The sequence below is a fragment of the Burkholderiaceae bacterium genome, assembly GCA_024235995.1.
Taxonomy (GTDB): domain Bacteria; phylum Pseudomonadota; class Gammaproteobacteria; order Burkholderiales; family Burkholderiaceae_C; genus Ottowia.
Map to the genome: position 1 here is coordinate 2,071,797 of JACKLI010000001.1, position 23,723 is coordinate 2,095,519.

Here is a 23,723-nt window from a genome sequence, read left to right on the forward strand (position 1 = left end):
GACGCGGAAGGTTTCCCAACCATCTTGAGCGCCCTGCAGGGGCGCAAAAGGCAAGCGCAGCATGAGTGACACCCAGTCCGTCTATCAAACCTACGAGGGCAACAGCTACCTCTTCGGCGGCAACGCGCCGTACGTCGAGGAGATGTACGAGAGCTATCTGGCCAACCCGGGCAGCGTGCCCGATTCCTGGCGCGAATACTTCGACGCGCTGCAGCACGTGCCGGCCGTGGACGGCAGCAATGCGCGCGACGTGCCGCACCTGCCGGTCATCAACGCCTTTGCCGAGCGCGCCAAGCAGGGCGGCACGCGGGTGGTGGTGGCCACCGGCGCCGACTCCGAGCTGGGCCGCAAGCGCACGGCGGTGCAGCAACTGATCGCGGCGTACCGCAACGTGGGCGCGCGCTGGGCCGACCTGGACCCGCTCAAGCGCGCCGACCGCCCGCAGATTCCCGAGCTGGAGCCGTCCTTCTACGGCTTCACCGACGCCGACATGGAAACGGTGTTCAACGTCAGCAACACCTTCTTCGGCAAGGAAAGCATGCCGCTGCGCGAGCTGATCAACGCGCTGCGCGAAACCTACTGCGGCACCATCGGCGCCGAATTCATGTACGCCACCGACCAGGTGCAAAAGCGCTGGTGGCAAGAGCGCCTGGAGCGCGTGCGCGCCAACCCGCAGCTCGACGCCGAGCAGAAGAAGCACGTGCTCGAGCGCCTGACGGCGGCCGAGGGCCTGGAGCGCTTCCTGCACACCAAGTACGTGGGCCAGAAGCGCTTTTCGCTGGAGGGCGGCGAGAGCTTCATCGTCTCCATGGACCAGATCGTGCAGTCGGCCGGCAAGCAGGGCGTGCAGGAAATCGTGATCGGCATGGCCCACCGCGGCCGCCTGAACGTGCTGGTCAACACCCTGGGCAAGATGCCCTCGATGCTGTTTGCCGAGTTCGACCACACCGCACCCGAGGAACTGACGGCTGGTGACGTGAAATACCACCAGGGCTTTTCCTCCGACGTGTCCACCGCCGGCGGGCCGGTGCACCTGTCGCTGGCCTTCAACCCCTCGCACCTGGAGATCGTCAACCCCGTGGTCGAGGGCAGCGTGCGCGCGCGCATGGACCGCCGCGGCGACGCCGAGGGCGACAGCGTGCTGCCGGTGCTGGTGCACGGCGACGCGGCCTTCGCCGGCCAGGGCGTGGTGATGGAGACGCTGGCGCTGGCGCAGACGCGCGGCTACTACACCGGCGGCACGGTGCACATCGTCATCAACAACCAGATCGGCTTCACCACCAGCGACCCGCGCGACACGCGCTCCACGCTGTACTGCACCGACGTGGTCAAGATGATCGACGCGCCGGTGCTGCACGTCAACGGCGACGACCCCGAGGCCGTGGTGCTGTGCACCCAGCTGGCGCTGGACTACCGCCAGCAGTTCAACCAGGACGTGGTGGTCGACATCGTGTGCTTCCGCAAGCTGGGCCACAACGAGCAGGACACCCCCATGCTCACCCAGCCGCTGATGTACAAGAAGATTGCCGCGCACCCCGGCACGCGCAAGCTGTACGGTGACAAGCTGGTCACCCAGCAGGTGCTGCCGGCCGACGGCCCCGACGCCATGGTCGCCGCCTACCGCGCCGCCATGGACGCCGGCCGCCACACGGTCGACCAGGTGCTGACCAACTTCAAGAGCAAGTACGCGGTCGACTGGTCGCCGTACCTGGCCAGCAAGTGGACCGACGCCGCCGACACCGCCATCCCGCTGGCCGAGTGGAAGCGCCTGGCCGAGCGCATCACCACCGTGCCCGAGGGCTTTACCGTTCACAACCTGGTCAAGAACGTGCTGGAGCACCGCGCCGCCATGGGCCGCGGCGAGATGAACGTGGACTGGGGCATGGGCGAGCACATGGCCTTCGCCTCGCTGGTGGCCTCGGGCTACCCGATCCGCCTGTCGGGCGAGGACTGCGGGCGCGGCACCTTCGTGCACCGCCACGCCGTGCTGCACGACCAGAAGCGCGAGAAGTGGGACGTGGGCTCCTACACCCCGCTGCAGAACGTCACCGAGGGCCAGGCGCCCTTCGTGGTCATCGACTCCATCCTGTCGGAGGAGGCGGTGCTGGGCTTCGAGTACGGCTACGCCTCCAACGACCCCAATACCTTGGTGATCTGGGAGGCGCAGTTCGGCGACTTCGCCAACGGCGCGCAGGTGCTGATCGACCAGTTCATCGCCTCGGGCGAGGTCAAGTGGGGCCGCGTCAACGGCCTGACGCTGATGCTGCCGCACGGCTACGAGGGGCAGGGCCCCGAGCACTCGTCGGCGCGCGTGGAACGCTTCATGCAGCTGGCGGCCGACACCAACATGCAGATCGTGCAGCCCACCACGGCCAGCCAGATCTTCCACGTGCTGCGCCGCCAGATGGTGCGCCCGCTGCGCAAGCCGCTGGTTATCTTCACGCCCAAGAGCCTGCTGCGCAACAAGGACGCCACCTCGCCGCTGTCCGAGTTCACCAGCGGTGGGTTCCAGACGGTGATCCCCGACAGTGGCGAGCTGAAGGGCGACAAGGTCAAGCGCGTGCTGGCCTGTTCGGGCAAGGTCTACTACGACCTGGTGAAAAAGCGCGAGGAAAAGGGCTCGCACGACGTCGCCATCCTGCGCGTCGAGCAGCTCTATCCGTTCCCGCACAAGGCGTTTGCCGCCGAGCTCAAGAAGTACCCCAACGCCACCGAGATCGTGTGGTGCCAGGACGAGCCGCAGAACCAGGGCGCCTGGTTCTTCGTGCAGCACTACATCCACGAAAACATGGTCGCCGGCCAGAAGCTCGGCTACGCCGGCCGCGCCGCCTCGGCCTCGCCCGCGGTGGGCTACGCGCACCTGCACCAGGAGCAGCAAAAGGCCCTGGTCGACGCCGCCTTCGGGCGCCTCAAGGGCTTCGTGCTGAACAAGTGATTGCATCCGCGCGGCGCGGGGCGCCTGCGCCTCGCCGCGCCTGTCCGAACAGAACCAGGAAAAACATCCCATGGCTATCGTAGAAGTCAAAGTCCCCCAGTTGTCCGAATCCGTGTCCGAGGCCACGCTGCTGCAGTGGAAGAAAAAGCCCGGCGAGGCCGTCAAGGCCGACGAAATCCTGATCGAGGTCGAGACCGACAAGGTCGTGCTCGAGGTGCCGGCCCCTTCCGCCGGCGTGCTGACCGAAATCCTGCAGGCCGACGGCGCCACGGTGGTGGCCGACCAGTTGCTGGCCCGCATCGACACCGCTGCCGTCGCGGGCGCCGCGGCGCCGGCCCCTGCCGCGGCGCCAACGCCTGCGGCCGCGGCCGCGCCGGCCGCAGCTCCGGCGGTCGCCGCCGCTTCCGGCAGCAAGGCCGATATCGCCATGCCGGCCGCCGCCAAGCTGATGGCCGACAACAAGCTGCCTGCCGGCTCGGTGGCCGGCACCGGCAAGGATGGCCGCGTGACCAAGGGCGACGTGCTGGGCGCCCTGCAATCGGGTGGCGCCAAGCCGGCCGCCATTCCCACCGGCGCGCCCACCAGCAGCCTGCCGCAGGTGGCCGCGCCCGTCGCGCCGCCCAGCCTCGGCGATCGCCCCGAGCAGCGCGTGCCCATGACGCGCCTGCGCGCGCGCGTGGCCGAGCGCCTGCTGCAGTCGCAGTCCACCAACGCCATCCTGACCACCTTCAACGAGGTGAACATGCAGCCGGTGATGGACATGCGTAAGCGCTTCCAGGAGAAGTTCGAGAAGGAGCACGGCGTCAAGCTGGGCTTCATGAGCTTCTTCGTCAAGGCGGCGGTGCACGCGCTCAAGAAGTTTCCGGCCGTCAACGCCAGCATCGACGGCAACGACATCGTCTACCACGGCTATTTCGACATCGGCATCGCCGTCAGCAGCCCGCGTGGCCTGGTGGTGCCCATCCTGCGCAACGCCGACCAGATGAGCTTTGCCGACGTGGAGAAGAAGATCGCCGAGTTCGGCGCCAAGGCGCGCGACGGCAAGCTGGGCCTGGACGACCTCACGGGCGGCACCTTCTCCATCAGCAACGGCGGCGTGTTCGGCTCCATGATGTCCACGCCCATCATCAACCCGCCGCAGTCGGCCATCCTGGGCGTGCACGCCACCAAGGACCGCGCCGTGGTCGAGAACGGTCAGGTCGTGGTGCGGCCCATGAACTACCTGGCGATGAGCTACGACCACCGGCTGATCGATGGCCGCGAGGCCGTGCTGAGCCTGGTGGCGATGAAGGATGCGCTGGAAGACCCGGCGCGCCTGCTGTTCGACATCTGATCGCCCATCCGCCTTTTGAAACCCACCCGCGCGGTGGGTTTCTCTCTCGCCCTTGAGGAAACCATGAGCAAACAATTCGACGTCATCGTCATCGGCGCCGGCCCCGGCGGCTACATCGCGGCCATTCGCGCCGCACAGCTGGGCTTCAATGTGGCCTGCATCGACGAGTGGAAGAACGCGGCGGGTGGTCCCGCGCCAGGCGGCACCTGCACCAACGTGGGCTGCATTCCGTCCAAGGCGCTGCTGCAGTCCAGCGAGCATTTCGAGCATGCCGGCAAGCACTTTGCCGAGCACGGCATCAGCCTGAAGGACCTGAAGATGGACGTGGCCACCATGATTGGCCGCAAGGACGCCGTGGTCAAGCAGAACAACGACGGCATCGCCTACCTGTTCAAGAAGAACAAGGTCACGTTCTTCCACGGCCGCGGCTCGTTCGCCCGGGCGGTCGAGGGCGGCTACGAGATCAAGGTAACGGGCAAGGCCGAGGAGGTCTTGACCGGCAAGCAGGTCATCGTCGCCACCGGCTCCAGCGCGCGGGCGCTGCCGGGCGCGCCGTTCGACGAGCAGACCATCCTCAGCAACGACGGCGCGCTGGCCATCGGCGCGGTGCCCAAGCGCCTGGGCCTGATCGGCTCGGGCGTGATCGGCCTGGAGATGGGCAGCGTGTGGCGCCGCCTGGGTGCCGAGGTGACGGTGCTCGAAGCGCTGCCCACCTTTCTGGGCGCGGTGGACGAGCAGATCGCCAAGGAAGCGCGCAAGGCCTTCGACAAGCAGGGCCTGAAGATCGAGCTGGGCGTGAAGGTGGGCGAGGTCAAGGGCGGCAAGAAGGGTGTGACCATTGCCTACACCAACGCCAAGGGTGAGGCGCAAACGCTGGAGGTGGACAAGCTGATCGTCTCCATCGGTCGCGTGCCCAACACCACGGGGCTGAACGCCGAGGCCGTGGGCCTGAAGCTGGGCGAGCGCGGCGACGTGCTGGTGGACGGCGAGTGCCGCACCAACCTGCCCGGCGTGTGGGCCGTGGGCGACGTGGTGCGCGGCCCCATGCTGGCGCACAAGGCCGAGGAGGAGGGCGTGGCCGTGGCCGAGCGTATCGCCGGCCAGCACGGGCACGTGGACTTCAACCTGGTGCCCTGGGTCATCTACACCAGCCCCGAGATCGCCTGGGTCGGCAAGACCGAGCAGCAGCTCAAGGCCGACGGTGTGAAGTACAAGGCCGGCACCTTCCCCTTCATGGCCAACGGCCGCGCGCGCGCGCTGGGCGACACCACGGGCATGGTCAAGTTCCTGGCCGACGCGGCCAGCGACGAGATTTTGGGCGTGCATATCGTCGGCCCCATGGCCAGCGAGCTGATCGCCGAGGCCTGCGTGGCCATGGCCTTCCGTGCCAGCAGCGAGGACATCGCCCGCATCTGCCACGCGCACCCCAGCTTGAGTGAGTCCACCAAGGAAGCGGCGCTGGCGGTGGACAAGCGCACGCTCAACTTCTGAGCGAGTTCAAGGCAAAAAATGCCTCTGGCCCGCATGAAGAAAGCGCGAGCATCAATTAAAAACATAGCAAATGGATGCCGTCGTGAGCGCGGTGCGCGCAGCCTACGAGCGTGAACTGGCCGCGCGCGGCTACCAGGCCGACCCGGCGCAGCTGCGTGCCGTGGAGGCGCTGCAGCGCTGCGCCGACGCGTGGGCGGCGTACAAGAGCCAGCGCTCCAATCGACTGAAAAAGCTCTTCAACCATCCCGACATCCCCAAGGGCGTGTACATGTACGGCGGGGTGGGGCGCGGCAAGAGCTTTCTGATGGACTGCTTCTTCGAGGCGGTGCCGATCCGCCGCAAGACGCGGCTGCACTTTCACGAGTTCATGCGCGAGGTGCACCGCGAGCTGGCGGGCCTGCAGGGCACCGTCAATCCGCTGGACGAGCTGGGCCGGCGCATGGCGCGGCGCTTCAAGCTGATCTGCTTCGACGAGTTCCACGTCGCCGACATCACCGACGCCATGATCCTGCACCGCCTGCTGGCGGCGCTGTTCGACAACGGCGTGGGCCTGGTCACCACCAGCAACTTCAGGCCCGACGAGCTGTACCCCGACGGCCTGCACCGCGACCGCATCCTGCCGGCCATCGACCTGCTGAACGAGCGCATGGAGGTCATCAACGTCGATCACGGCGTGGACTACCGCCGGCGCACGCTGCAGGACGTCAAGCTCTACCACACCCCCCTGGGCGCGGCCGCCGACGCGGCCATGGCGGCGGCCTTCGCGCGGCTGGCCAGCGGACCGGACCAAGACCCGGTGCTGCACATCGAGGCGCGGGAGATCCGCGCGCGCCGGCGTGCTGGCGGCGTGGTGTGGTTCGACTTTCGCACCCTGTGCGGCGGCCCCCGCTCGCAGAACGACTACCTGGAGATCGCCAGCCAGTTCCACACCGTGCTGCTGTCCGACGTGCCGCACATGCCGGTGCGCATGGCCTCCGAGGCCAGGCGCTTCACCTGGCTGGTCGACGTGCTGTACGACCGCCGCGTCAAGCTGATCCTGTCGGCGGCCGTCGAACCCGAGGGGCTGTACACCGAGGGCCCGCTGGTGCATGAGTTTCCGCGCACCGTCTCGCGCCTGGCCGAGATGCAGTCGCTCGAATACCTGGCCGAACCCCACCGCACGGTGGACACGCACCTCACATGAACCTGCGCCTGTTGCCCATCCTCGTGTTGGCCCTGCTGGCCAGCAGCTGTGCGCCGAGCCCCGTGGCGCCGGCGGCAGCCGGCGTGGCGCCGATGCTGCAGGCACCGGCGGGCCAGCCGTTCGAGCCCTGGCTGAAGGCCGAGCGCGAGCGCGTGGCCCGGCAGCGTGAGGCGGCGCAGCAGCGCTACCGCGACGAAGAGCTGGTGTGCTGGCGCCGCTTTGCCGTCAACGACTGCCTGGGCGAGGCCAAGCGCGAGCGGCGCGGCCAGCTGGATGTGCTACGCCAGCAGGACCTGCAACTCAACGCCCTGGAGCGCGAGCGGCGCACCGCCCAGCACCTGCGGCAGATCGAGCAGAAGGCCGCGCCTGCGCCGGGTGCGCCTTCAGTTGAGCGGCGTCAGTGAGGTGCGCCGCGCCGGTTTGGTTTCCACCGGCGGCTCCACCTTGACGATCACCAGCGACAGGTTGTCGCCCGTGCCGCTGGCGCGCTGGCGCGCCTTCTCGACCAGGAACTCGCTGGCCTCGCGCGGGCTCAGGGTGTTCAGCACCGAGCCCAGCTCCTCGGCGTTGAAGTAGTGCCACACGCCGTCGGAGCACGCCAGCAGCGTGTCGCCGATCTGCAGGCGCGGGATGAGTTGCGCGGTGAAGGTCGGCTCGGGCTCGGTGCCCAGGCACGAGGTCAGCACGTTGGACTTGGGGTGGTCGCTGGCTTCCTCTTCGGTCAGCTGGCCCTGCGCCACCAGCGTCTGCACGAAGGAATGGTCGGTGGTGCGCCGCACCAGCTGCGTGCCGCGAAAGTGGTGGATGCGCGAGTCGCCGCAATGCAGCCAGTGGCATTCGCCACCGGGGTTGATCAGGAAGACCGCCATGGTGCTGTGCGGTTCCTGCTCGGCGGCGATGGCCGTCAGCTTGATGACCAGGTGCGCCTCCTGCCCGATCTGGCGCAGCAGGGCCGCGGCGTCGTCGGTCTCGGGGTCGTAGCGCTCGAACAGCTGGCGCGCCGTCAGCAGCACCTGGTCGGCCGCCTTGCGCCCGCCCGTGCGTCCGCCCATGCCGTCGGCCACCACGGCCAGCAGGCAGCCGCTGGCACGTGGGTGGGTCAGCAGGGCCACCTGGTCTTGCTGGTAATCGCGGTCGCCCTTGTGCAGGCCGGTGGCGGCGCTGAGTCGGTAGCCTTTGTCCATGTTTGTGCTTCCCTGATGCTGCCGTGGCTGGTGACACCGTATTATGGGATGCCGGCGCCGCTTCGGGTCGGTTGTGTTTGTCGTTGTTGTCGGATCCCGTGAATTCACCCCTCCCGCTGGAACATGCCGTGCTGGCCGCCTTCGAGCCGGAAGGCCCCGTGGCCCGCGCTGCGGTCGGTTTTGCGCCGCGCGCCGGGCAATTGCGGATGGCCACCGCGGTGGCGCGCACCGTGGCGCAGGGCGGGGTGCTGGTGGCCGAGGCCGCCACCGGCGTGGGCAAGACCTTTGCCTACCTGGTGCCGGCTCTGCTGTCGGGCGAGCGCGTGCTGCTGTCCACGGCCACCAAGGCGCTGCAGGACCAGCTGCATGGACGCGACCTGCCGCTGCTGACCCAGGCGCTGGGCGTGCCGGTGCGCACCGCCCTGCTCAAGGGGCGCGGCAGCTACCTGTGCCTGCACCGCCTGGATATGGCAAGCCAAAGCGCCGATGCGGCCAGCCTGCACCTGCGCCATGCACTATCGAAAATAGAGCGATGGGCCAAGACCACGCGCACCGGCGACCTGGCCGAGCTGCCTGGCCTGGACGAGCGCTCGCCGGTGATTCCGCTGGTGAGCAGCACGCGCGAGAACTGCCTGGGCGCCGACTGCCCGCAGTTTCGCGCCTGCCACGTCAACCAGGCACGGCGCGAGGCGCTGGCCGCCGACGTGGTGGTCATCAACCACCATCTGTTCTTTGCCGACCTGGCGATCCGCGAGTCGGGCATGGCCGAGCTGCTGCCCACGGTCCGCGTGGTGGTGTTCGACGAGGCCCATCAGCTCAACGAGATCGGCATCCAGTTCCTGGGCCAGCAGCTGGGCACCGGTCAGCTGCTGGACCTGGCGCGCGACCTGCTGGCCGCGGGCCTGGAGCACGCCCGGGGCCAGGCCGACTGGAACGCCCTGGCCGCCGGCGTGGAGCACGCCGCGCGTGAGCTGCGCCTGGCGGGCGGACCGGCGCGCGGCAACACCCGCCTGCGCTGGGGCGAGGCCACGCCGGACGGGGTGGACGCCGCCGCGTGGCAGGCCGCGCTGGCGCGCGTGGGCCAGGCGCTGACGGTGACCGCCGACGCGCTGGCGACGGTGGACGAGCAAAGCCCCGATCTGCGGCGCCTGCACGAGCGGGTCGCGCTGCTGGGCGAGCGCGCGGCGCATTTCCAGGCGCCGGGCGATCCGGCCCTGGTGCGCTGGGTGGACCTGGGCGCCGCGCTGCGCCTGCGCGAATCGCCGCTGGACATTGCCGAGGCGGTGCACACGCGGCTGCTGGGCGAGCCCCAGGCCGAGCGCGACGCCGCAGAACCCTCGCACCCCGAGCCGCCGCCCGACGCCCGGGAGCGTGCGCGCGCCTGGGTCTTCACCTCGGCCACCCTGGGCGACGACGAGCGCCTGTCCTGGTTCACCCAGCCCTGCGGGCTGGAGCAGGCCGACATCCTGCGCGTGGACAGCCCCTTCGACTATGCGCTGCAGGCCGCGCTGTACGTGCCCGCGCAGGGCGCGCGGCCGGGCGATGCGGCGCATTCGCTGCAGGTGGCGCGGCTGGCGGGCGATGGCGCGCAGCGGCTGGGCGGGCGCACCCTGGTGCTGACCACCACGCTGCGCGCGTTGCGCGACATCGGCGAGGCCTTGCGCCAGCGCTTCGACGCGGCCAGCGGCATCGAGGTGCTGGTGCAGGGCAGCCTGCCCAAGCGCGAGCTGATGGCGCGCTTTCGCCAGGCCGGCGAGCCGGGGCGACCCGGTTGCGTGCTGGTCGGCTCCAGTTCGTTCTGGGAAGGGGTGGACCTGCCGGGCGACGCGCTGCAGCTGGTGGTGATCGACAAGCTGCCATTTCCGCCGCCGGGCGACCCGCTGGTCGAGGCGCGCTGTCGCCGCATCGAGGCGGCCGGGCGCAGCGCTTTCTCGAGCTATTCGGTGCCCGAGGCGGCGGTGGCGCTCAAGCAGGGTGCCGGGCGGCTGATCCGCAGCGAGAGCGACCGCGGCGTGCTGGCGATCTGCGATCCGCGCCTGGCGAGCATGGGCTATGGCCGCCGGCTGCTGGCTGCCCTGCCGCCGATGCGGCGGCTGGCCGGGCGTGAGGCCTTCGACGCGGCGCTGGATGAACTGGCGAGCGCGGGCGAAGCCGCCGCGCCGCAAGACGCGCTGTTGAACGAGCTGCCGCCGTTCTGAAAACCTCGAGGCCTGTTCGCAGGCCCTACCAGAGCTGCCACCAGGGCTTGCTGCCGCCCTGGAAGCCCCGCGCCAGGTAGGTGCTTTGCGGGTAGTTCTGCTCCAGCACGCGCTTGGCGTCGTCGCTCAGTTGCGTCATGCCCAGCTTGTCGTAGGCGCGCACCAGGATGTACAGCCCTTCTTCCAGCGCGGGGGCGTCGCGGTAGTCCTTGATGGCCTGCTGCGCGCGGTTGACGGCCGCCACGTAGGCGCCGCGCTGGTAGTAGTAGCGCGCCACGTGCACCTCGTACTGCGCCAGCGCATTGACGGTGTAGCGCATGCGCGCCTTGGCGTCGGGCGTGTAGCGCGAATCGGGAAAGCGCTTGACCAGCTCGTCGAAGGACTCGAACGCCTGCTTGGCCGCCTTCTGGTCGCGCTCGGACAAATCCTGGCGCGACAGGAAGGAGAACAGCCCCAGCTCGTCGTTGAAGTTGATCACGCCCTTGAGGTACAGCGCGTAGTCGATGGCCGGGCTGGCCGGGTGCAGGCGCATGAAGCGGTCCAGCGTGGCGATGGCCTCGGCTTTTTGCCCGTCCTTGAACTGCGAATAGGCCTTGTCCAGCTGCGCCTGCTGCGCCAGCGGCGTGCCGGCGGCGCGGCCTTCCAGCGTCTCGAACAGCGGCACCGCCTTGTCGTAGGCGCCCGAGTTCTGCTCGTCCTTGGCCTCGGCGTAGATGCGGTTGGGGCTCCAGCCCGCGGTGCGGTCCACCGGCTTGGACGAGCACGCCGCCAGCAGGCTGGCGGCCATCACGGCGGCTGCCGTCGCCGCCGATAATCGGGCGCGTTGCATTGCGGGCAAATCCTCTTGAGTCAAGCTTTTTCGATTATATCGGCCGACCCCTTGGCCAGCGGCCCTGAAACCGGCGCCGAGGACGACACCCCCGAGCCCGGCGCCGAGCTGGAAACGCGCACGTTGGCGGTGCCGGCCGAGGGCCATGGCCAGCGGCTCGACCGCGTGCTGGCCGCGCGGGTGCCCGAGTTCTCGCGCAGCTATCTGCAGCAGCTGGTGGGCGCAGGCGCGGTGCGCCTGAACGGCGTGCCGGCGGCCAAGCCGGCGCAGAAGCTGCGCGCCGGCGACGTGCTCGATGTCGAGCTGCGCCCCACGCCCATGAGCCAGGCCTTCGTGCCGCAAGCCATGGACCTGGTGGTGCCGTATGAGGACGAGCACCTGCTGGTGGTCGACAAGCCCGCCGGCCTGGTGGTGCACCCCGCGCCGGGGCATTGGAGCGGCACGCTGCTCAACGCCCTGCTGGCACGCGACGCGCGGGCCGCAGGGCTGCCGCGCGCCGGCATCGTGCACCGGCTGGACAAGGACACCAGCGGCCTGATGGTGGTGGCGCGCTCGCGCCAGGCCATGGACGCGCTGGTGGCGCAGATCGGCGCGCGACAGGTGCGCCGCGAATACCTGGCGCTGGCGCACCGGCCCTGGCAGGGCGCGGCCGAGCGCGAGGTGGATGCCCCCATCGGGCGCGACCCGCGCAACCGCCTGCGCATGGTGGTGGTGGACTTGCAGCGCCACCCCGGCAAGCCGGCGCAGACCCTGGTGCAGCGGCTGCAGAACGCCGAAGCCGGCTGCCTGCTGCGCTGCCTGCTGCGCACCGGCCGCACGCACCAGATCCGCGTGCACCTGGCGCAGCTGGGCCACCCGCTGGTGGGCGACGCGCTGTATGGCGGCGCGCCGGCGGCCGGCATGGCGCGCCAAGCCCTGCACGCGCGGCGCCTGTCGCTGACGCACCCGGTCACGGGCGCGGCGCTGGACTTTGTGGCGCCACTGCCGCCCGACCTGGCGGCGGCGCTGGCGGCCTGGGGCCTTACAATCCCGGATGACGACGCGGCCACCGGTTGAGCCAGCGCTCGGGCCGCGTGGCACGCCGGCCCAACATCTTCCTTCACCGGGCACTTCGGCCCGAACCACGCGCCCCGGGCGCGCCCTGCCCAAGAGACCCAAGCCGTGACCTCCGCGGACGCCAAGCGCATCCTTGAAACCGCATTGATCTGCGCCCAGCAGCCCCTGCCCCTGCGCGAGCTGCAGGCGCTGTTTGCCGGCGAGCTGGGGCCGGACACGCTCAAGGCGCTGCTGCTGGAGCTGCAGGACGACTGGGCGCAGCGCGGCGTGGAGCTGGTGGCCGTGGCCAGCGGCTGGCGCTTTCAAAGCCGCCCCGAGCTGCGCGAGTACCTCGACCGCCTGCACCCCGAAAAGCCGCCCAGGTACACCCGTGCCACGCTGGAGACGCTGGCCATCATCGCCTACCGCCAGCCCGTCACGCGCGGCGACATGGAAGACATCCGCGGTGTCACCATCAACTCGCTGCTGCTCAAGCAGCTGGAGGACCGCGGCTGGGTCGAGGTCATCGGCCACCGCGAGACCGTCGGCCGCCCGGCGCTGTACGCCACCACGCGCCAGTTCCTGGACGACCTGGGCCTGCAGTCGCTGGAGCAGCTGCCCATCCTGGAGGACGCCGCCGAGCCCGTGCCCGGCATGTTCGAGGCGCTGCAGGACGAGGCACCGGCGGCGGCCGATCCAGCCATCGATCCAGCGCCCGTCGAGGCCGACGCCGACCCTGCGCCCCCCGTCACCGATGCCGCCGCAGACGCCCCCGAAGAAAGCCCGACGCCATGAACCCCCAGGACAGCACCTCCCCGCCGCCGGATTCGGATCAAAACAAGGCTCCAGCCGGCATGGATCAAGCGCAATCAGCTATCGATAAAATAGCAATCGAGATGCCGGCCACGCCCGCCCCAGGCACCGACGACGACGCGCCCGTGGCCTTCGACGACCTGGTCTCCGGGCGTTTCGACGAGCAGGCCGTCGCGCCCGCCGCGCCGCCCAAGCGCGTGCTGCTGCCCCAGCCCGAGCAACCCAAGCTGCACAAGGTGCTGGCGCAGGCGGGGCTGGGCTCGCGCCTGGAGATGGAGCAGCTCATCCTGCAAGGGCGCATCACGGTCAACGGCCAGCCGGCGCACATCGGCCAGCGCGTGCAATTCGGCGACCAGGTCAAGATCAACGGCAAGCCCATCCATGTGCGCATCGCGCCGCCGCCGGCGCGCGTGCTGGCCTACCACAAGCCGGTGGGCGAGGTGGTCACGCACGACGACCCGGGCAACCGCCCCACGGTGTTTCGCAAGCTGCCGCGCCTGCAGCAGGGCAAGTGGCAGTCGGTGGGCCGGCTGGACCTGAACACCGAAGGCCTGCTGCTGTTCACCACCTCGGGCGAGCTGGCCAACCGCCTGATGCATCCGCGCTTCGGCCTGCAGCGCGAATACGCCGTGCGCGTGCTGGGCGCGCTCACCGACGAGGAAAAGCAGCGCCTGCTCGACGGCGTGCAGCTCGACGACGGCCTGGCGCAGTTCGGCGCCATCACCGAGGAAGGGCAGGGCGAGGGCGCCAACCAGTGGTACCGCGTCACCATCGGCGAGGGGCGCAACCGCGAGGTGCGCCGCATGATCGAGGCCGTGGGCCACGCCGTCAGCCGCCTGATCCGCATCCGCTACGGCGCCATGCTGCTGCCGCGCGGCCTGCGCCGCGGCATGTGGATGGAGCTGGGCGAGCGCGACATCCGCGCGCTGGGTGAGGCCTCGGGCACGCCCGAGCACGTGCTGCGCGGCGCGCCCGAGCCGCAGCCCGGCCGCGCCGATGCGCCCCGCCGCGGCGGGCGTGCCGACCGAGGGCGTGGCAGCGGGCCGCGGCCCAACATGGCAGCCGGCGCCCGCCCGCCTGAGCCGCGCCCGCGCCGCGCCGGCCCCCCGGCACGCCGCCCGGGCGTGGTGCCAGCGCCGGCCAGCCCGACCCGATGCGCACCTCGCAGGGCTACATCGGCGCCGACAGCTATCGCCCACCCCGCGCGGGTGGCGGCCCGCGCGCGGGTGGCCCCGGCGCCGGCGGCTTCAGGGGCCCGCGCCCCGGCGGCGCGGCCGGCGCGCGTGGGCCCTCGTGGCCCCCGTGGGCCGGGCCTGGGCGGCCCCCGGGGTCCGCGCCGGGGCTCCGGCGGCGGCCGGTAGCCCTGAAGCCGGCGCGCGCGCTAAAATCAAAAGCTTTGTTCATTCGGCAAAAACCAATCTTTTTCAAGCAGGAACCTCTCATCCATGGCCACCCAACGCACCCTGTCCATCATCAAGCCCGACGCCGTCGCCAAGAACGTCATCGGCCAGATCTACGCCCGCTTCGAGGCCGCCGGCCTGAAGATCATTGCCGCGCGCATGCAGCACCTGTCGCGCCGTGAGGCCGAGCAGTTCTACGCCGTGCACAAGGAGCGCCCCTTCTTCAAGGACCTGGTCGATTTCATGATCTCCGGCCCGGTGATGATCCAGGTGCTGGAAGGCGAGGGCGCCATCGCCAAGAACCGCGACCTGATGGGCGCCACCGACCCCAAGAAGGCCGACAAGGGCACCATCCGCGCCGACTTCGCCGACTCGATCGACGCCAACGCCGTGCACGGCTCCGACGCGCCCGAGACGGCGGCCGTCGAAGTGGCCTTCTTCTTCCCCGGCCTGTCGATTTACTCCCGTTGATTCCTGGCGGGGCGCCAAGCCCCTCTGGCATGTCCCTTCCTGGCGTCAATCTGCTCGAGTTCGACCTGGACGCGCTGGCCGCGTTCTGCGAGACGCTGGGCGAAAAGCGCTTTCGCGCCACGCAGCTGTTTCGCTGGATTCACCAGCGCGGCGTGGCCGACTTCGGCCAGATGAGCGACCTGGCCAAGTCGCTGCGCGACAAGCTGGCCGGCAGCGCCCACGTGGCGGCGCCGGCGGTGACGACGCAGCACATCTCCAAGGACGGCACCATCAAGTGGCTGTTCGACGTGGGCGGCGGCAACGCGATCGAGACGGTATTCATCCCCGAGGATGATCGGGGCACGCTGTGCATTTCCTCGCAGGCCGGCTGCGCGGTGGGCTGCCGCTTCTGTTCCACCGGCCATCAGGGCTTCTCGCGCAACCTGACGACGGGCGAGATCGTCGGCCAGCTGTGGTTTGCCGAGCACTTTTTGCGCCGGCATCTGGGCCGGGACGAGCGCGTCATCACCAACGTGGTGATGATGGGCATGGGCGAGCCGCTGCAGAACTACGACCGCGTGCTGCCCGCCCTGCGCACCATGCTCGACGACCACGGCTACGGCCTGTCGCGCCGGCGCGTGACGGTGTCCACCTCGGGCGTGGTGCCCATGATCGACCGGCTGGCGCGCGACTGCCCGGTGGCGCTGGCGGTGTCGCTGCACGCGCCGGATGACGCCTTGCGCACGCACCTGGTGCCGCTCAACCGCAAGCACCCCATCGACGAGCTGCTGGCCACCTGCACGCGCTACCTGCCGCACGCGCCGCGCGACTTCATCACCTTCGAGTACGTCATGCTCGACGGCGTCAACGATTCGCCCGAGCACGCCCAGGCGCTGATCGCGCTGATGCGCCGCCACGGCGCGCAAGGCCTGCGCGCCAAGTTCAACCTGATTCCGTTCAACCCGTTCCCGCAGTCGGGCCTGGTCTGCTCGCCGATGCCGCGCGTGCTGGCCTTCGGCAAGGCGCTGAACGACGCCGGCATCGTCACCACCGTGCGCAAGACGCGCGGTGACGACATCGACGCCGCCTGCGGCCAACTGGCCGGCGACGTGCAGGACCGCACCCGCGTGCACGAGCGCATGGCGCGCCAGCGCAGCTACACGCGCCGGCGCGCCGACGCACCCGAAGGATAGACCGGATGAAGACCCTGTTGCCGCACCGCCCCCGCGTTTTGCTGGCCCTGGCCGCCCTGGCCCTGGCCGGATCGGCGCTGCTGGCCGGCTGCGCCGCCCCTGGCGGGGCATCGGGCGCCGCGCCCTCCGAGCTGGCGACCTCCATGGACGACAGCGCCGCGCGCAAGCGCGCCGAAACCCATCTGGCGCTGGCCAGCGGCTACTACGAAAACGGCCAGTACCCGGTGGCGCTGGATGCCGTCAAGGCTGCCCTGCAGGCCGATCCCAGCTACGCCAAGGCCTACGACGTGGCCGGCAGCATCTACGCGGCCCTGGGCGACAACGCGCGCGCCTTCACGCACTTCAACCGGGCGCTGGAGCTCGACCCGCAGAACGCCAACGCCATGCACAACCTGGGCTGGCTGCAATGCCAGGCCGACCACTACGCCGAGGCGCAGGCCCTGTTCGAGCGCGCCGTCGCGGTCCCGGCCTACCTGGGCCGCGCCAAAACCCTGATGGTGCAGGGCATCTGCCAGGCGCGCGCCGGCCAGGCCCGGCAGGCCGAGGCGACGCTGATGCGCTCCTACGAGCTGGATGCCGGCAACCCCGTCACCGCCTACAACCTGGCGCTGCTGCTGTACCAGCGTGGCGACAACGAGCGCGCGCGCTTTTACATCCGGCGGCTCAACAACAGCGAGCTGGCCAACGCGCAGTCGCTGTGGCTGGGCATCAAGGTCGAGCACCGCCTGAACGACCGCAAGGCCATGGAGCAGCTGGCCGGCCAGCTGCGCCGGCGCTTTCCGGCCTCCAGCGAGCTGATTGCCTACGAGCGGGGGCGATTCGATGATTGAACCCCAGTCCGGCTTCGGTCCGTTGGACGCCACGCGGCCGGCTTCGCTCGACGCCACGCTGCCGGCTTCGCTGGAGGCGGCGCCCGTGCCGTCCAGCGCGCCCGCGTCGGCCGGCGCCATGCTGCGCCAGATGCGCGAGGCCGCCGGGGTGGACGCCGGCGTGCTGGCCAGCGCCATGAAGGTGTCGCTGTCCAAGCTCGATGCGCTGGAGCACGACCGGCTCGAGCAGCTGCCCGACGTGACCTTCGCCCGCGCGCTGGCCTCGGCCATCTGCCGCGCCTTCGGCGTCGACCCCGCACCGGTGCTGGCCCTCATGCCGGCCCCTGCCGCGGGCCTGCGTGCGCCCGTCTCCAACGTCAACGAGCCGTTTCACCCAGCGGGTGAAAGCGGCGTGGCCGCGCTGTCGAGCGCCTTCTCGCGCCCGCTGCTGGCCGTCATCGCCGTGCTGCTGCTGGGCGCCGCGCTGCTGTGGCTGTGGCCCACCTGGCCGATTCGCCTGACCGAGCCCGCGCCGGCTGCGATGCCCGACGCCAGCACCGACGCCGCGGCGCCCGCCGCCGAGCCGGTGCCGGCCGAGCCGCCGGCTCCCGCTCCCGCAGCCGCCGAAACCGCGGCGCCGGAACCGGTGTCCGCGGCAGCCACGCCAGCGTCGGCTGCGCAGGCGCCTGCCTCGGCGCCGGCGGCCGTGGCCACGTCCAGCAACGCGCCGCTGAGCCTGAGCGCCAGCGGCGAGAGCTGGGTGACGGTGCACGACGCCAACGACAAGCCCCTGATCAACCGCGCCCTCAAGGCCGGCGAAAGCGTGACGCTGGACGGCGCGTTGCCGCTGTCGGTCACCATCGGGCGCAAGGACGCGGTGCAGGCCACGGTGCATGGCCAGCCGTTCGACATCCGCTCGCTCGGTTCCAGTACGGTGGCGCGTTTTCAGGTCAAGTGATGGATCAGGCCGTGACAGCCCCGCAGGCTATTGCCGTGGCGCAACCGGCGGCACGCCACTCGCGCCAGGCGCGCGTGGCCTGGGGCGCGCGCGTGGTCACCGTGGGCGGCGACGCGCCGGTGCGCGTGCAGTCCATGACCAACACCGACACGGCCGACGCGGCCGCCACCGCGCGCCAGGTGAAAGAGCTGGCCCTGGCCGGCAGCGAGCTGGTGCGCATCACCGTCAACACGCCCGAGGCCGCGGCCCAGGTGGCGCCCATCCGCGAGCGGCTCGACCGCATGGGCTGCGACGTGCCGCTGGTGGGCGACTTCCACTACAACGGCCACCGCCTGCTGACCGAACACCCCGACTGCGCGCAGGCGCTGTCCAAGTACCGCATCAACCCCGGCAACGTGGGCAAGGGCGCCAAGCACGACACCCAGTTCGCGCAGATGATCGAGGCGGCCCTGAAGTGGGACAAGCCGGTGCGCATCGGCGTCAACTGGGGCAGCCTGGACCAGGATTTGCTGGCCGCCCTGATGGACGACAACGCCCGCCGCCCCGAGCCCTGGGACGCGCGCCAGGTGATGTACGAGGCGCTGATCCAGTCGGCCCTGGGCTCGGCCGAACGCGCCGTCAAACTGGGCATGGCGCCGGCGCAGGTGATCTTGTCGTGCAAGGTCAGCGGCGTGCAGGATTTGATCGCCGTGTACCGCGAGCTGGCGCGCCGCTGCGACTACCCCCTGCACCTGGGCCTGACCGAGGCCGGCATGGCCACCAAGGGCACGGTGGCGTCCACCGCCGCGCTGGCCATCCTGCTGCAGGAGGGCATCGGCGACACCATCCGCGTCAGCCTCACGCCGCAGCCCGGCGAGGCGCGCACGCAAGAGGTGGTGGTGGCCAGCGAGATCCTGCAGGCGCTGGGCCTGCGCACCTTCGTGCCCAGCGTCACCGCCTGCCCGGGCTGCGGGCGCACCACCAGCACCGTGTTCCAGGAGCTGGCCAAGCAGATCGACGACCACCTGCGCGCGCAGATGCCGGTGTGGCGCATCAAGTACCCCGGCGTGGAGGCGCTGCGCGTGGCGGTGATGGGCTGCATCGTCAACGGCCCGGGCGAGAGCAAGCACGCCGACATCGGCATCAGCCTGCCCGGCACCGGCGAGATGCCGGCCGCGCCGGTGTACATCGACGGCCAGAAGGCGGTGACGCTGCGCGGCGAGCACATCGCGCAGGAGTTTCACCAGCTGGTCGAGCGCTACATCGAGCAGCGTTTTGGCCCGGGCGGCTCCTGATTTCAAGCCAAACAAGGCTGTGGCCCGCGTCAAACATGCGCGAGCAGCTATCAAAATAACAGTATTCCAATGTCTGGATCGTCTCGCATCAGCGCCATCAAGGGCATGAACGACATCCTGCCGCCGGACTCGGCGCGCTGGGAATGGCTGGAGGACGTGGTGCGCCGCGCCATGGCCGCGCACGCCTACCGCAACGTGCGCACGCCCATCATGGAGCACACCCAGCTGTTCACGCGCGGGCTGGGCGAGGTCACCGACGTGGTCGAAAAGGAGATGTACTCCTTCGAGGACCGGCCCGACCAGCACGGCCGCGCCGACCACCTGAGCCTGCGCCCCGAAAGCACGGCCGGCCTGGTGCGCGCCGTGGTCGAGCACAACCTGCTGTACGACGGCGGCAAGCGCCTGTACTACATGGGCCCCATGTTCCGGCGCGAGCGCCCGCAGCGCGGCCGCTATCGGCAGTTCCACCAGATCGGCGCCGAGGCGCTGGGCTTTGGCGGCCCCGAGGTCGACGCCGAGCTGATCCTGCTGGCCGTGCACCTGTGGGCCGCGCTGGGCATCCGCAACTGGCGGCTCGAACTGAACTGCCTGGGCCAGCCCGACGAGCGCCGCGCCCACCGCGCGGCGCTGATCCAGTATTTCGAGGCGCACGCCGAGCAGCTGGACGAGGACGCGCGCCGGCGCCTGCACAGCAACCCGCTGCGCATCCTGGACACCAAGAACCCGGCGATGCAGGCCCTGGTCGAGGGCGCGCCGCGCCTGCTGGACCATCTGGGCGAGGCCTCGCGCGCCCACTTCGAGGCCGTGCAGGCCATCCTGCGCGCCGCCGGTGTGCCGTATTCGATCAACCCGCGCCTGGTGCGCGGGCTGGACTACTACAACCTGACGGTGTTCGAGTTCATCACCGAAAGCCTGGGCGCGCAGGGCACCATCTGCGGCGGCGGGCGTTACGACTACCTCGTCGAACAGATCGGCGGCAAGCCCGCGCCCGCCGTCGGCTGGGCCATGGGCGTGGAGCGCGTGCTGGAGCTGCTGGCCGAGGAGGGCGTGCACCCACCGCAGCCCGTGCCCGACGCCTACGCCATCCTGCCCGACGCGGCCAGCGTGGCCGCCGCCATGCCCTGCCTGCAGGCCCTGCGCGCATGCGGCGTGGCGGTGCAGATGCACGCCGGCGGCGAGGCCGGCCTGGGCAGCATGAAGAGCCAGTTCAAGAAGGCCGACGCCTCGGGCGCGCGCTTTGCCCTCGTTTTCGGCGCCGACGAAATCGCCGCCGGCGAGGTCACCGTCAAGGCCTTGCGCGACGGCGCCGGCGCGCAGACGCGCCAGCCGCTGGCCGAGCCGGCCGCCTGGGCCGACCGCCTAAAATCCCCCGTTTGATCCGATCCTGACGACCGCCCATGGCCAAACACCTCGACCTCGAAGAGCAGGAACAGCTCGACCAGCTGCGCCACTTCTGGAACACCTGGGGCAACCTCATCACCTGGGCGCTGATCGTCGTGCTGGGCGCCTACGCGGCCTGGAACGGCTGGAACTACTGGCAGCGCCGCCAGGGCGCGCAGGCCGCGGCGCTGTACTCCGAGCTGGAGCGCAGCGCCGACGCCGGCGACGTGCCGCACCTGGAGCGCGTGCTCAGTGACATCAAGGATCGCTTCGGCCGCACCGCCTACGCCGCGCAGGGCGCCCTGCTGGCGGCCAAGGTGCTCGATGAGAAGGGCAAGGCCGCCGAGGCCCGTGCCGCGCTGGCCTGGGTGGCCGACAAGGCGCCCGACGACGGCCTGCAGGCCGTGGCGCGCCTGCGCCTGGCCTCGCTGCAGACCGGCGAGAAGGCGTATGACGAGGCGCTGAAGACCCTGTCGGCCAGCTTCCCGGCAGCCATGGTGCCGCTGGCGGCCGACCGCCGCGGCGACGTGCTGCTGCTGCAGGGCAAGCGCAGCGAGGCCGCCGCCGAGTTCGGCAAGGCTTACCAGGGCCTGGGCGCCGACCGCGGCGACTACCGGCGCCTGGTGGCCATCAAGCTCAACGCGCTGGGCATCGACCCCGAGGCCAAGGCTGCCGCGGCGGGAGCCGCCTCGTGAGCCGGCCCGTGACGACGCCCAGCCTGCGCAGCCTGGCCGGCGCGCTGGCCCTGCTGGCCGCCGCCGTGCTGGCCGGCTGCGCCAGCGGCTCGCCGCGGCCCAAGCCGGCCGAGCTGCCGCCCAACGTCGATCTGATCGGCGTGCGCCAGGCCTGGCACGCCACGCTGGCGCCGATCGCGTTTCCGCTGCAGGTGCACACCCTGGGCAGCCAGGTGCTGCTGGCCAGCGGCGACGGCACGGTGGTGACGCTGGACGCCCGCAACGGCGCCGAGCTGGGCCGCGCCGGCGTCGGCGCGCCCCTGAGCGCCGGTGTGGGCGGCGACGGCCGCATGGCCGCCGTCGTCACGCGCGCCAACGAGGTGGTGGCGCTGGCGGGTGGGCGCGTGCTGTGGCGCCATCGCCTGCCCACGCAAAGCTACACCGCGCCGCTGGTGGCCGGCGGGCGCGTGTTCGTGCTGGGCGCCGACCGCTCGCTGACCGCGCTGGACGGCGGCAACGGCGCCAAGCTGTGGAGCCTGCAGCGCCCGGCCGAGCCGCTGGTGCTGCGCCAGGCCGGCGTGCTGCTGCCGGTGGGCAACACCCTGGTGGCCGGGCTGGCCGGGCGCCTGGTGGGAGTCGACCCCGACGACGGCCGCGTGCTGTGGGAGGCGCCCATCGCCTCGGCGCGCGGCACCAACGACGTCGAGCGCCTGGTCGACCTGGTGGCCGGCGTCGGCCGCGAGGGGCCGGTGATTTGCGCCCGCGCCTTCCAGACCGCCGTCGGCTGTGTCGACACCACCCAGGGCAGCTTGCGCTGGAGCAAGCCGGCCAACGGCGCCACCGGCCTGGCCAGCGACGACAAGAACCTGTACGGCGCCGAGGCCGACGGCACGGTGATGGCCTGGAACGCCGCCACCGGCGAGCGCGCCTGGCAGACCGAGCGCCTGAAGTGGCGCGAGCTGACCGGCCCGCTGGTGCTGGGCCGCTCGGTGGTGCTGGGCGACGGTACGGGCCTGGTGCACCTGCTGTCGCGCCAGGACGGCAGCGCGCTGGACCGCCTGACGACCGATGGCTCGGGCATTGCCGCCACGCCGGTGGCCGCGGGCAACACCCTGGTTGTCGTAACCCGTGCCGGCGGCGTGTACGCCTACCGACCCGACTGATCGACCCAAGGCGCACCGCGTGAAACCCGTCCTGGCCCTGGTGGGCCGCCCCAACGTCGGCAAGTCCACGCTGTTCAACCGGCTGACCAAGAGCCGCGATGCCATCGTGGCCGACTTTGCCGGCCTCACGCGCGACCGCCACTACGGCCAGGGCCACCTGGGCGCGCGCGAGTACATCGTCATCGACACCGGCGGCTTCGAGCCCACGGCCGAGTCGGGCATCTACAAGGAGATGGCCAAGCAGACGCGCCAGGCGGTGGCCGAGGCCGACGCGGTGATCTTCATCGTCGATGCCCGCGCCGGCCTGTCGGCGCAGGACCACGACATCGCCAACTACCTGCGCCGCCTGGGCAAGCCCTGCCTGCTGGTGGCCAACAAGGCCGAGGGCATGACCGAGGGCGCGCAGCTGGCCGAGTTCTACGAGCTGGGCCTGGGCGAGGTGGTGCCCGTCTCGGCCGCCCACGGCCAGGGCGTGCGCGGCATGCTGGAGGCGGCGCTGGACGCGCTGGCGCTGCCCGAAGGCGAGGAGGGTGACGAGCCCGAGGACGACGGCAGCATCCGCCTGGCCGTGGCCGGCCGCCCCAACGTGGGCAAGTCCACCCTCATCAACACCTGGCTGGGCGAGGAGCGCCTGGTGGCCTTCGACATGCCCGGCACCACGCGCGACGCCATCCGCGTGCCCTTCGAAAAGGGCGGGCAGAAGTTCTCGCTGATCGACACGGCCGGCCTGCGCCGCAAGGGCAAGGTGTTCGAGGCGATCGAGAAGTTCTCGGTCGTCAAGACCCTGCAGGCCATCGAGTCGGCCCACGTCGTGTTGCTGCTGCTGGACGCCACGCAGGGCGTGACCGACCAGGACGCGCACATCGCCGGCTTCATCCTGGAGGCCGGGCGCGCCGTGGTGGTGGCCGTCAACAAGTGGGACGCGGTGGACGCCTACCGGCGCGAATGGGTGCAGCGCGACATCGAGGCGCGCCTGGGCTTCCTGAAGTTCGCCAACATGCACTTCATCTCGGCGCAAAAGCGCCAGGGCCTGGGCCCGGTGTGGAAGTCGATCACGCAGGCGCACCAGGCGGCCATGCGCAAGCTGCCCACGCCCCAGCTCACCCGCGTGCTGCAGGAAGCGGTGCAGTTCCAGACGCCCAAGCGCTCGGGCATGTACCGCCCCAAGCTGCGCTACGCCCACCAGGGCGGCATGAACCCGCCGATCGTCGTGGTGCACGGCAATTCGCTCGAGGGCGTCACCGAGGTCTACAAGCGCTACCTCGAAGGGCGCTTCCGCAAGGCCTTCGACCTGGTGGGCACGCCGCTGCGCATCGAGATGAAGACGGCGCACAACCCCTACGCCGACAAGGACGCGTAGGACGGATCGGCACACGAAAGGGGCCCATCGCCCCTTGTGTTCGTCCGTGGCGTCCCCATGT

At 70.7% G+C, this 23,723-nt stretch carries 19 protein-coding genes and 1 pseudogene; 18 read left to right on the forward strand and 2 right to left on the reverse strand.

Going from position 1 to position 23,723, the window contains the following annotated elements:
* Nucleotides 1-61 precede the first annotated feature (61 nt).
* From H6927_10015 to H6927_10035, 5 genes are all read left to right on the forward strand, one after another.
* Nucleotides 62-2,935, forward strand: coding sequence for a 2-oxoglutarate dehydrogenase E1 component (locus H6927_10015; protein MCP5218431.1), 2,874 nt, complete (start codon nt 62-64; stop codon nt 2,933-2,935).
* Nucleotides 2,936-3,005: 70 nt separating this feature from the next.
* Nucleotides 3,006-4,268 (forward strand): 2-oxoglutarate dehydrogenase complex dihydrolipoyllysine-residue succinyltransferase, encoded by a 1,263-nt coding sequence (odhB, locus tag H6927_10020; GenBank protein MCP5218432.1) that lies wholly within the window; start codon nt 3,006-3,008, stop codon nt 4,266-4,268.
* Between the two features lie 63 nt (nt 4,269-4,331).
* The gene (lpdA, locus tag H6927_10025) at nt 4,332-5,759 is read left to right on the forward strand and encodes a dihydrolipoyl dehydrogenase (GenBank protein ID MCP5218433.1); all 1,428 of its coding nucleotides are present in this window, start codon (nt 4,332-4,334) and stop codon (nt 5,757-5,759) included.
* Nucleotides 5,760-5,829: 70 nt separating this feature from the next.
* Nucleotides 5,830-6,942, forward strand: coding sequence for a cell division protein ZapE (locus H6927_10030; protein MCP5218434.1), 1,113 nt, complete (start codon nt 5,830-5,832; stop codon nt 6,940-6,942).
* On the forward strand, nt 6,939-7,346 hold the full coding sequence (locus H6927_10035) for a hypothetical protein (protein ID MCP5218435.1): 408 nt from the start codon (nt 6,939-6,941) through the stop codon (nt 7,344-7,346). Before H6927_10030 ends, H6927_10035 begins: the two co-directional genes overlap by 4 nt.
* On the opposite strand, the gene H6927_10040 is transcribed toward H6927_10035, so the two are convergent.
* Nucleotides 7,326-8,126 carry a serine/threonine-protein phosphatase gene (locus tag H6927_10040; protein ID MCP5218436.1) on the reverse strand — a complete coding sequence of 267 codons (801 nt, stop codon included), beginning with the start codon at nt 8,124-8,126 and terminating at the stop codon, nt 7,326-7,328. The genes H6927_10035 and H6927_10040 overlap by 21 nt on opposite strands.
* Before the next feature lie 206 nt (nt 8,127-8,332).
* On the opposite strand from H6927_10040, the gene H6927_10045 reads away from it, so the two are divergent.
* Nucleotides 8,333-10,324: an ATP-dependent DNA helicase gene (locus H6927_10045; GenBank protein MCP5218437.1), complete on the forward strand. Its 1,992-nt coding sequence runs from the start codon at nt 8,333-8,335 to the stop codon at nt 10,322-10,324.
* 25 nt (nt 10,325-10,349) lie between these two features.
* Here the strand turns inward: H6927_10045 and H6927_10050 are convergent, their stop codons facing one another.
* Nucleotides 10,350-11,153, reverse strand: coding sequence for an outer membrane protein assembly factor BamD (locus H6927_10050; protein MCP5218438.1), 804 nt, complete (start codon nt 11,151-11,153; stop codon nt 10,350-10,352).
* 36 nt (nt 11,154-11,189) lie between these two features.
* Here H6927_10050 and H6927_10055 point away from each other — a divergent pair, with 36 nt between their 5' ends.
* The 12 genes and pseudogenes from H6927_10055 (at nt 11,190) to der (ending at nt 23,662) form a co-directional block, all read left to right on the forward strand.
* Nucleotides 11,190-12,209 carry an RluA family pseudouridine synthase gene (locus H6927_10055; GenBank protein MCP5218439.1) on the forward strand — a complete coding sequence of 340 codons (1,020 nt, stop codon included), beginning with the start codon at nt 11,190-11,192 and terminating at the stop codon, nt 12,207-12,209.
* 105 nt (nt 12,210-12,314) lie between these two features.
* Complete coding sequence (gene scpB / locus H6927_10060) at nt 12,315-12,983, forward strand: SMC-Scp complex subunit ScpB (GenBank protein ID MCP5218440.1); 669 nt, start codon at nt 12,315-12,317, stop codon at nt 12,981-12,983.
* Nucleotides 12,980-14,359 (forward strand): annotated as a pseudogene (locus H6927_10065) (pseudouridine synthase). The gene scpB and the pseudogene H6927_10065 overlap by 4 nt, the downstream one beginning before the upstream one ends.
* Nucleotides 14,360-14,446: 87 nt before the next feature.
* Nucleotides 14,447-14,872: a nucleoside-diphosphate kinase gene (ndk, locus tag H6927_10070; protein MCP5218441.1), complete on the forward strand. Its 426-nt coding sequence runs from the start codon at nt 14,447-14,449 to the stop codon at nt 14,870-14,872.
* Between the two features lie 29 nt (nt 14,873-14,901).
* Nucleotides 14,902-16,044, forward strand: coding sequence for a 23S rRNA (adenine(2503)-C(2))-methyltransferase RlmN (rlmN, locus tag H6927_10075; protein MCP5218442.1), 1,143 nt, complete (start codon nt 14,902-14,904; stop codon nt 16,042-16,044).
* A gap of 5 nt (nt 16,045-16,049) precedes the next feature.
* On the forward strand, nt 16,050-16,874 hold the full coding sequence (pilW, locus tag H6927_10080; protein ID MCP5218443.1) for a type IV pilus biogenesis/stability protein PilW: 825 nt from the start codon (nt 16,050-16,052) through the stop codon (nt 16,872-16,874).
* On the forward strand, nt 16,867-17,811 hold the full coding sequence (locus H6927_10085) for a helix-turn-helix domain-containing protein (GenBank protein MCP5218444.1): 945 nt from the start codon (nt 16,867-16,869) through the stop codon (nt 17,809-17,811). Before pilW ends, H6927_10085 begins: the two co-directional genes overlap by 8 nt.
* Nucleotides 17,811-19,085 carry a flavodoxin-dependent (E)-4-hydroxy-3-methylbut-2-enyl-diphosphate synthase gene (ispG, locus tag H6927_10090; protein MCP5218445.1) on the forward strand — a complete coding sequence of 425 codons (1,275 nt, stop codon included), beginning with the start codon at nt 17,811-17,813 and terminating at the stop codon, nt 19,083-19,085. Before H6927_10085 ends, ispG begins: the two co-directional genes overlap by 1 nt.
* A 69-nt stretch (nt 19,086-19,154) precedes the next feature.
* Nucleotides 19,155-20,462, forward strand: coding sequence for a histidine--tRNA ligase (gene hisS, locus H6927_10095; protein ID MCP5218446.1), 1,308 nt, complete (start codon nt 19,155-19,157; stop codon nt 20,460-20,462).
* 20 nt (nt 20,463-20,482) lie between these two features.
* Nucleotides 20,483-21,160, forward strand: a complete 678-nt coding sequence (locus H6927_10100) for a tetratricopeptide repeat protein (GenBank protein MCP5218447.1) — start codon at nt 20,483-20,485, stop codon at nt 21,158-21,160.
* Between the two features lie 23 nt (nt 21,161-21,183).
* Nucleotides 21,184-22,302, forward strand: coding sequence for an outer membrane protein assembly factor BamB (gene bamB, locus H6927_10105; protein ID MCP5218448.1), 1,119 nt, complete (start codon nt 21,184-21,186; stop codon nt 22,300-22,302).
* 19 nt (nt 22,303-22,321) lie between these two features.
* Nucleotides 22,322-23,662, forward strand: coding sequence for a ribosome biogenesis GTPase Der (gene der / locus H6927_10110; GenBank protein ID MCP5218449.1), 1,341 nt, complete (start codon nt 22,322-22,324; stop codon nt 23,660-23,662).
* Nucleotides 23,663-23,723: the final 61 nt, after the last annotated feature.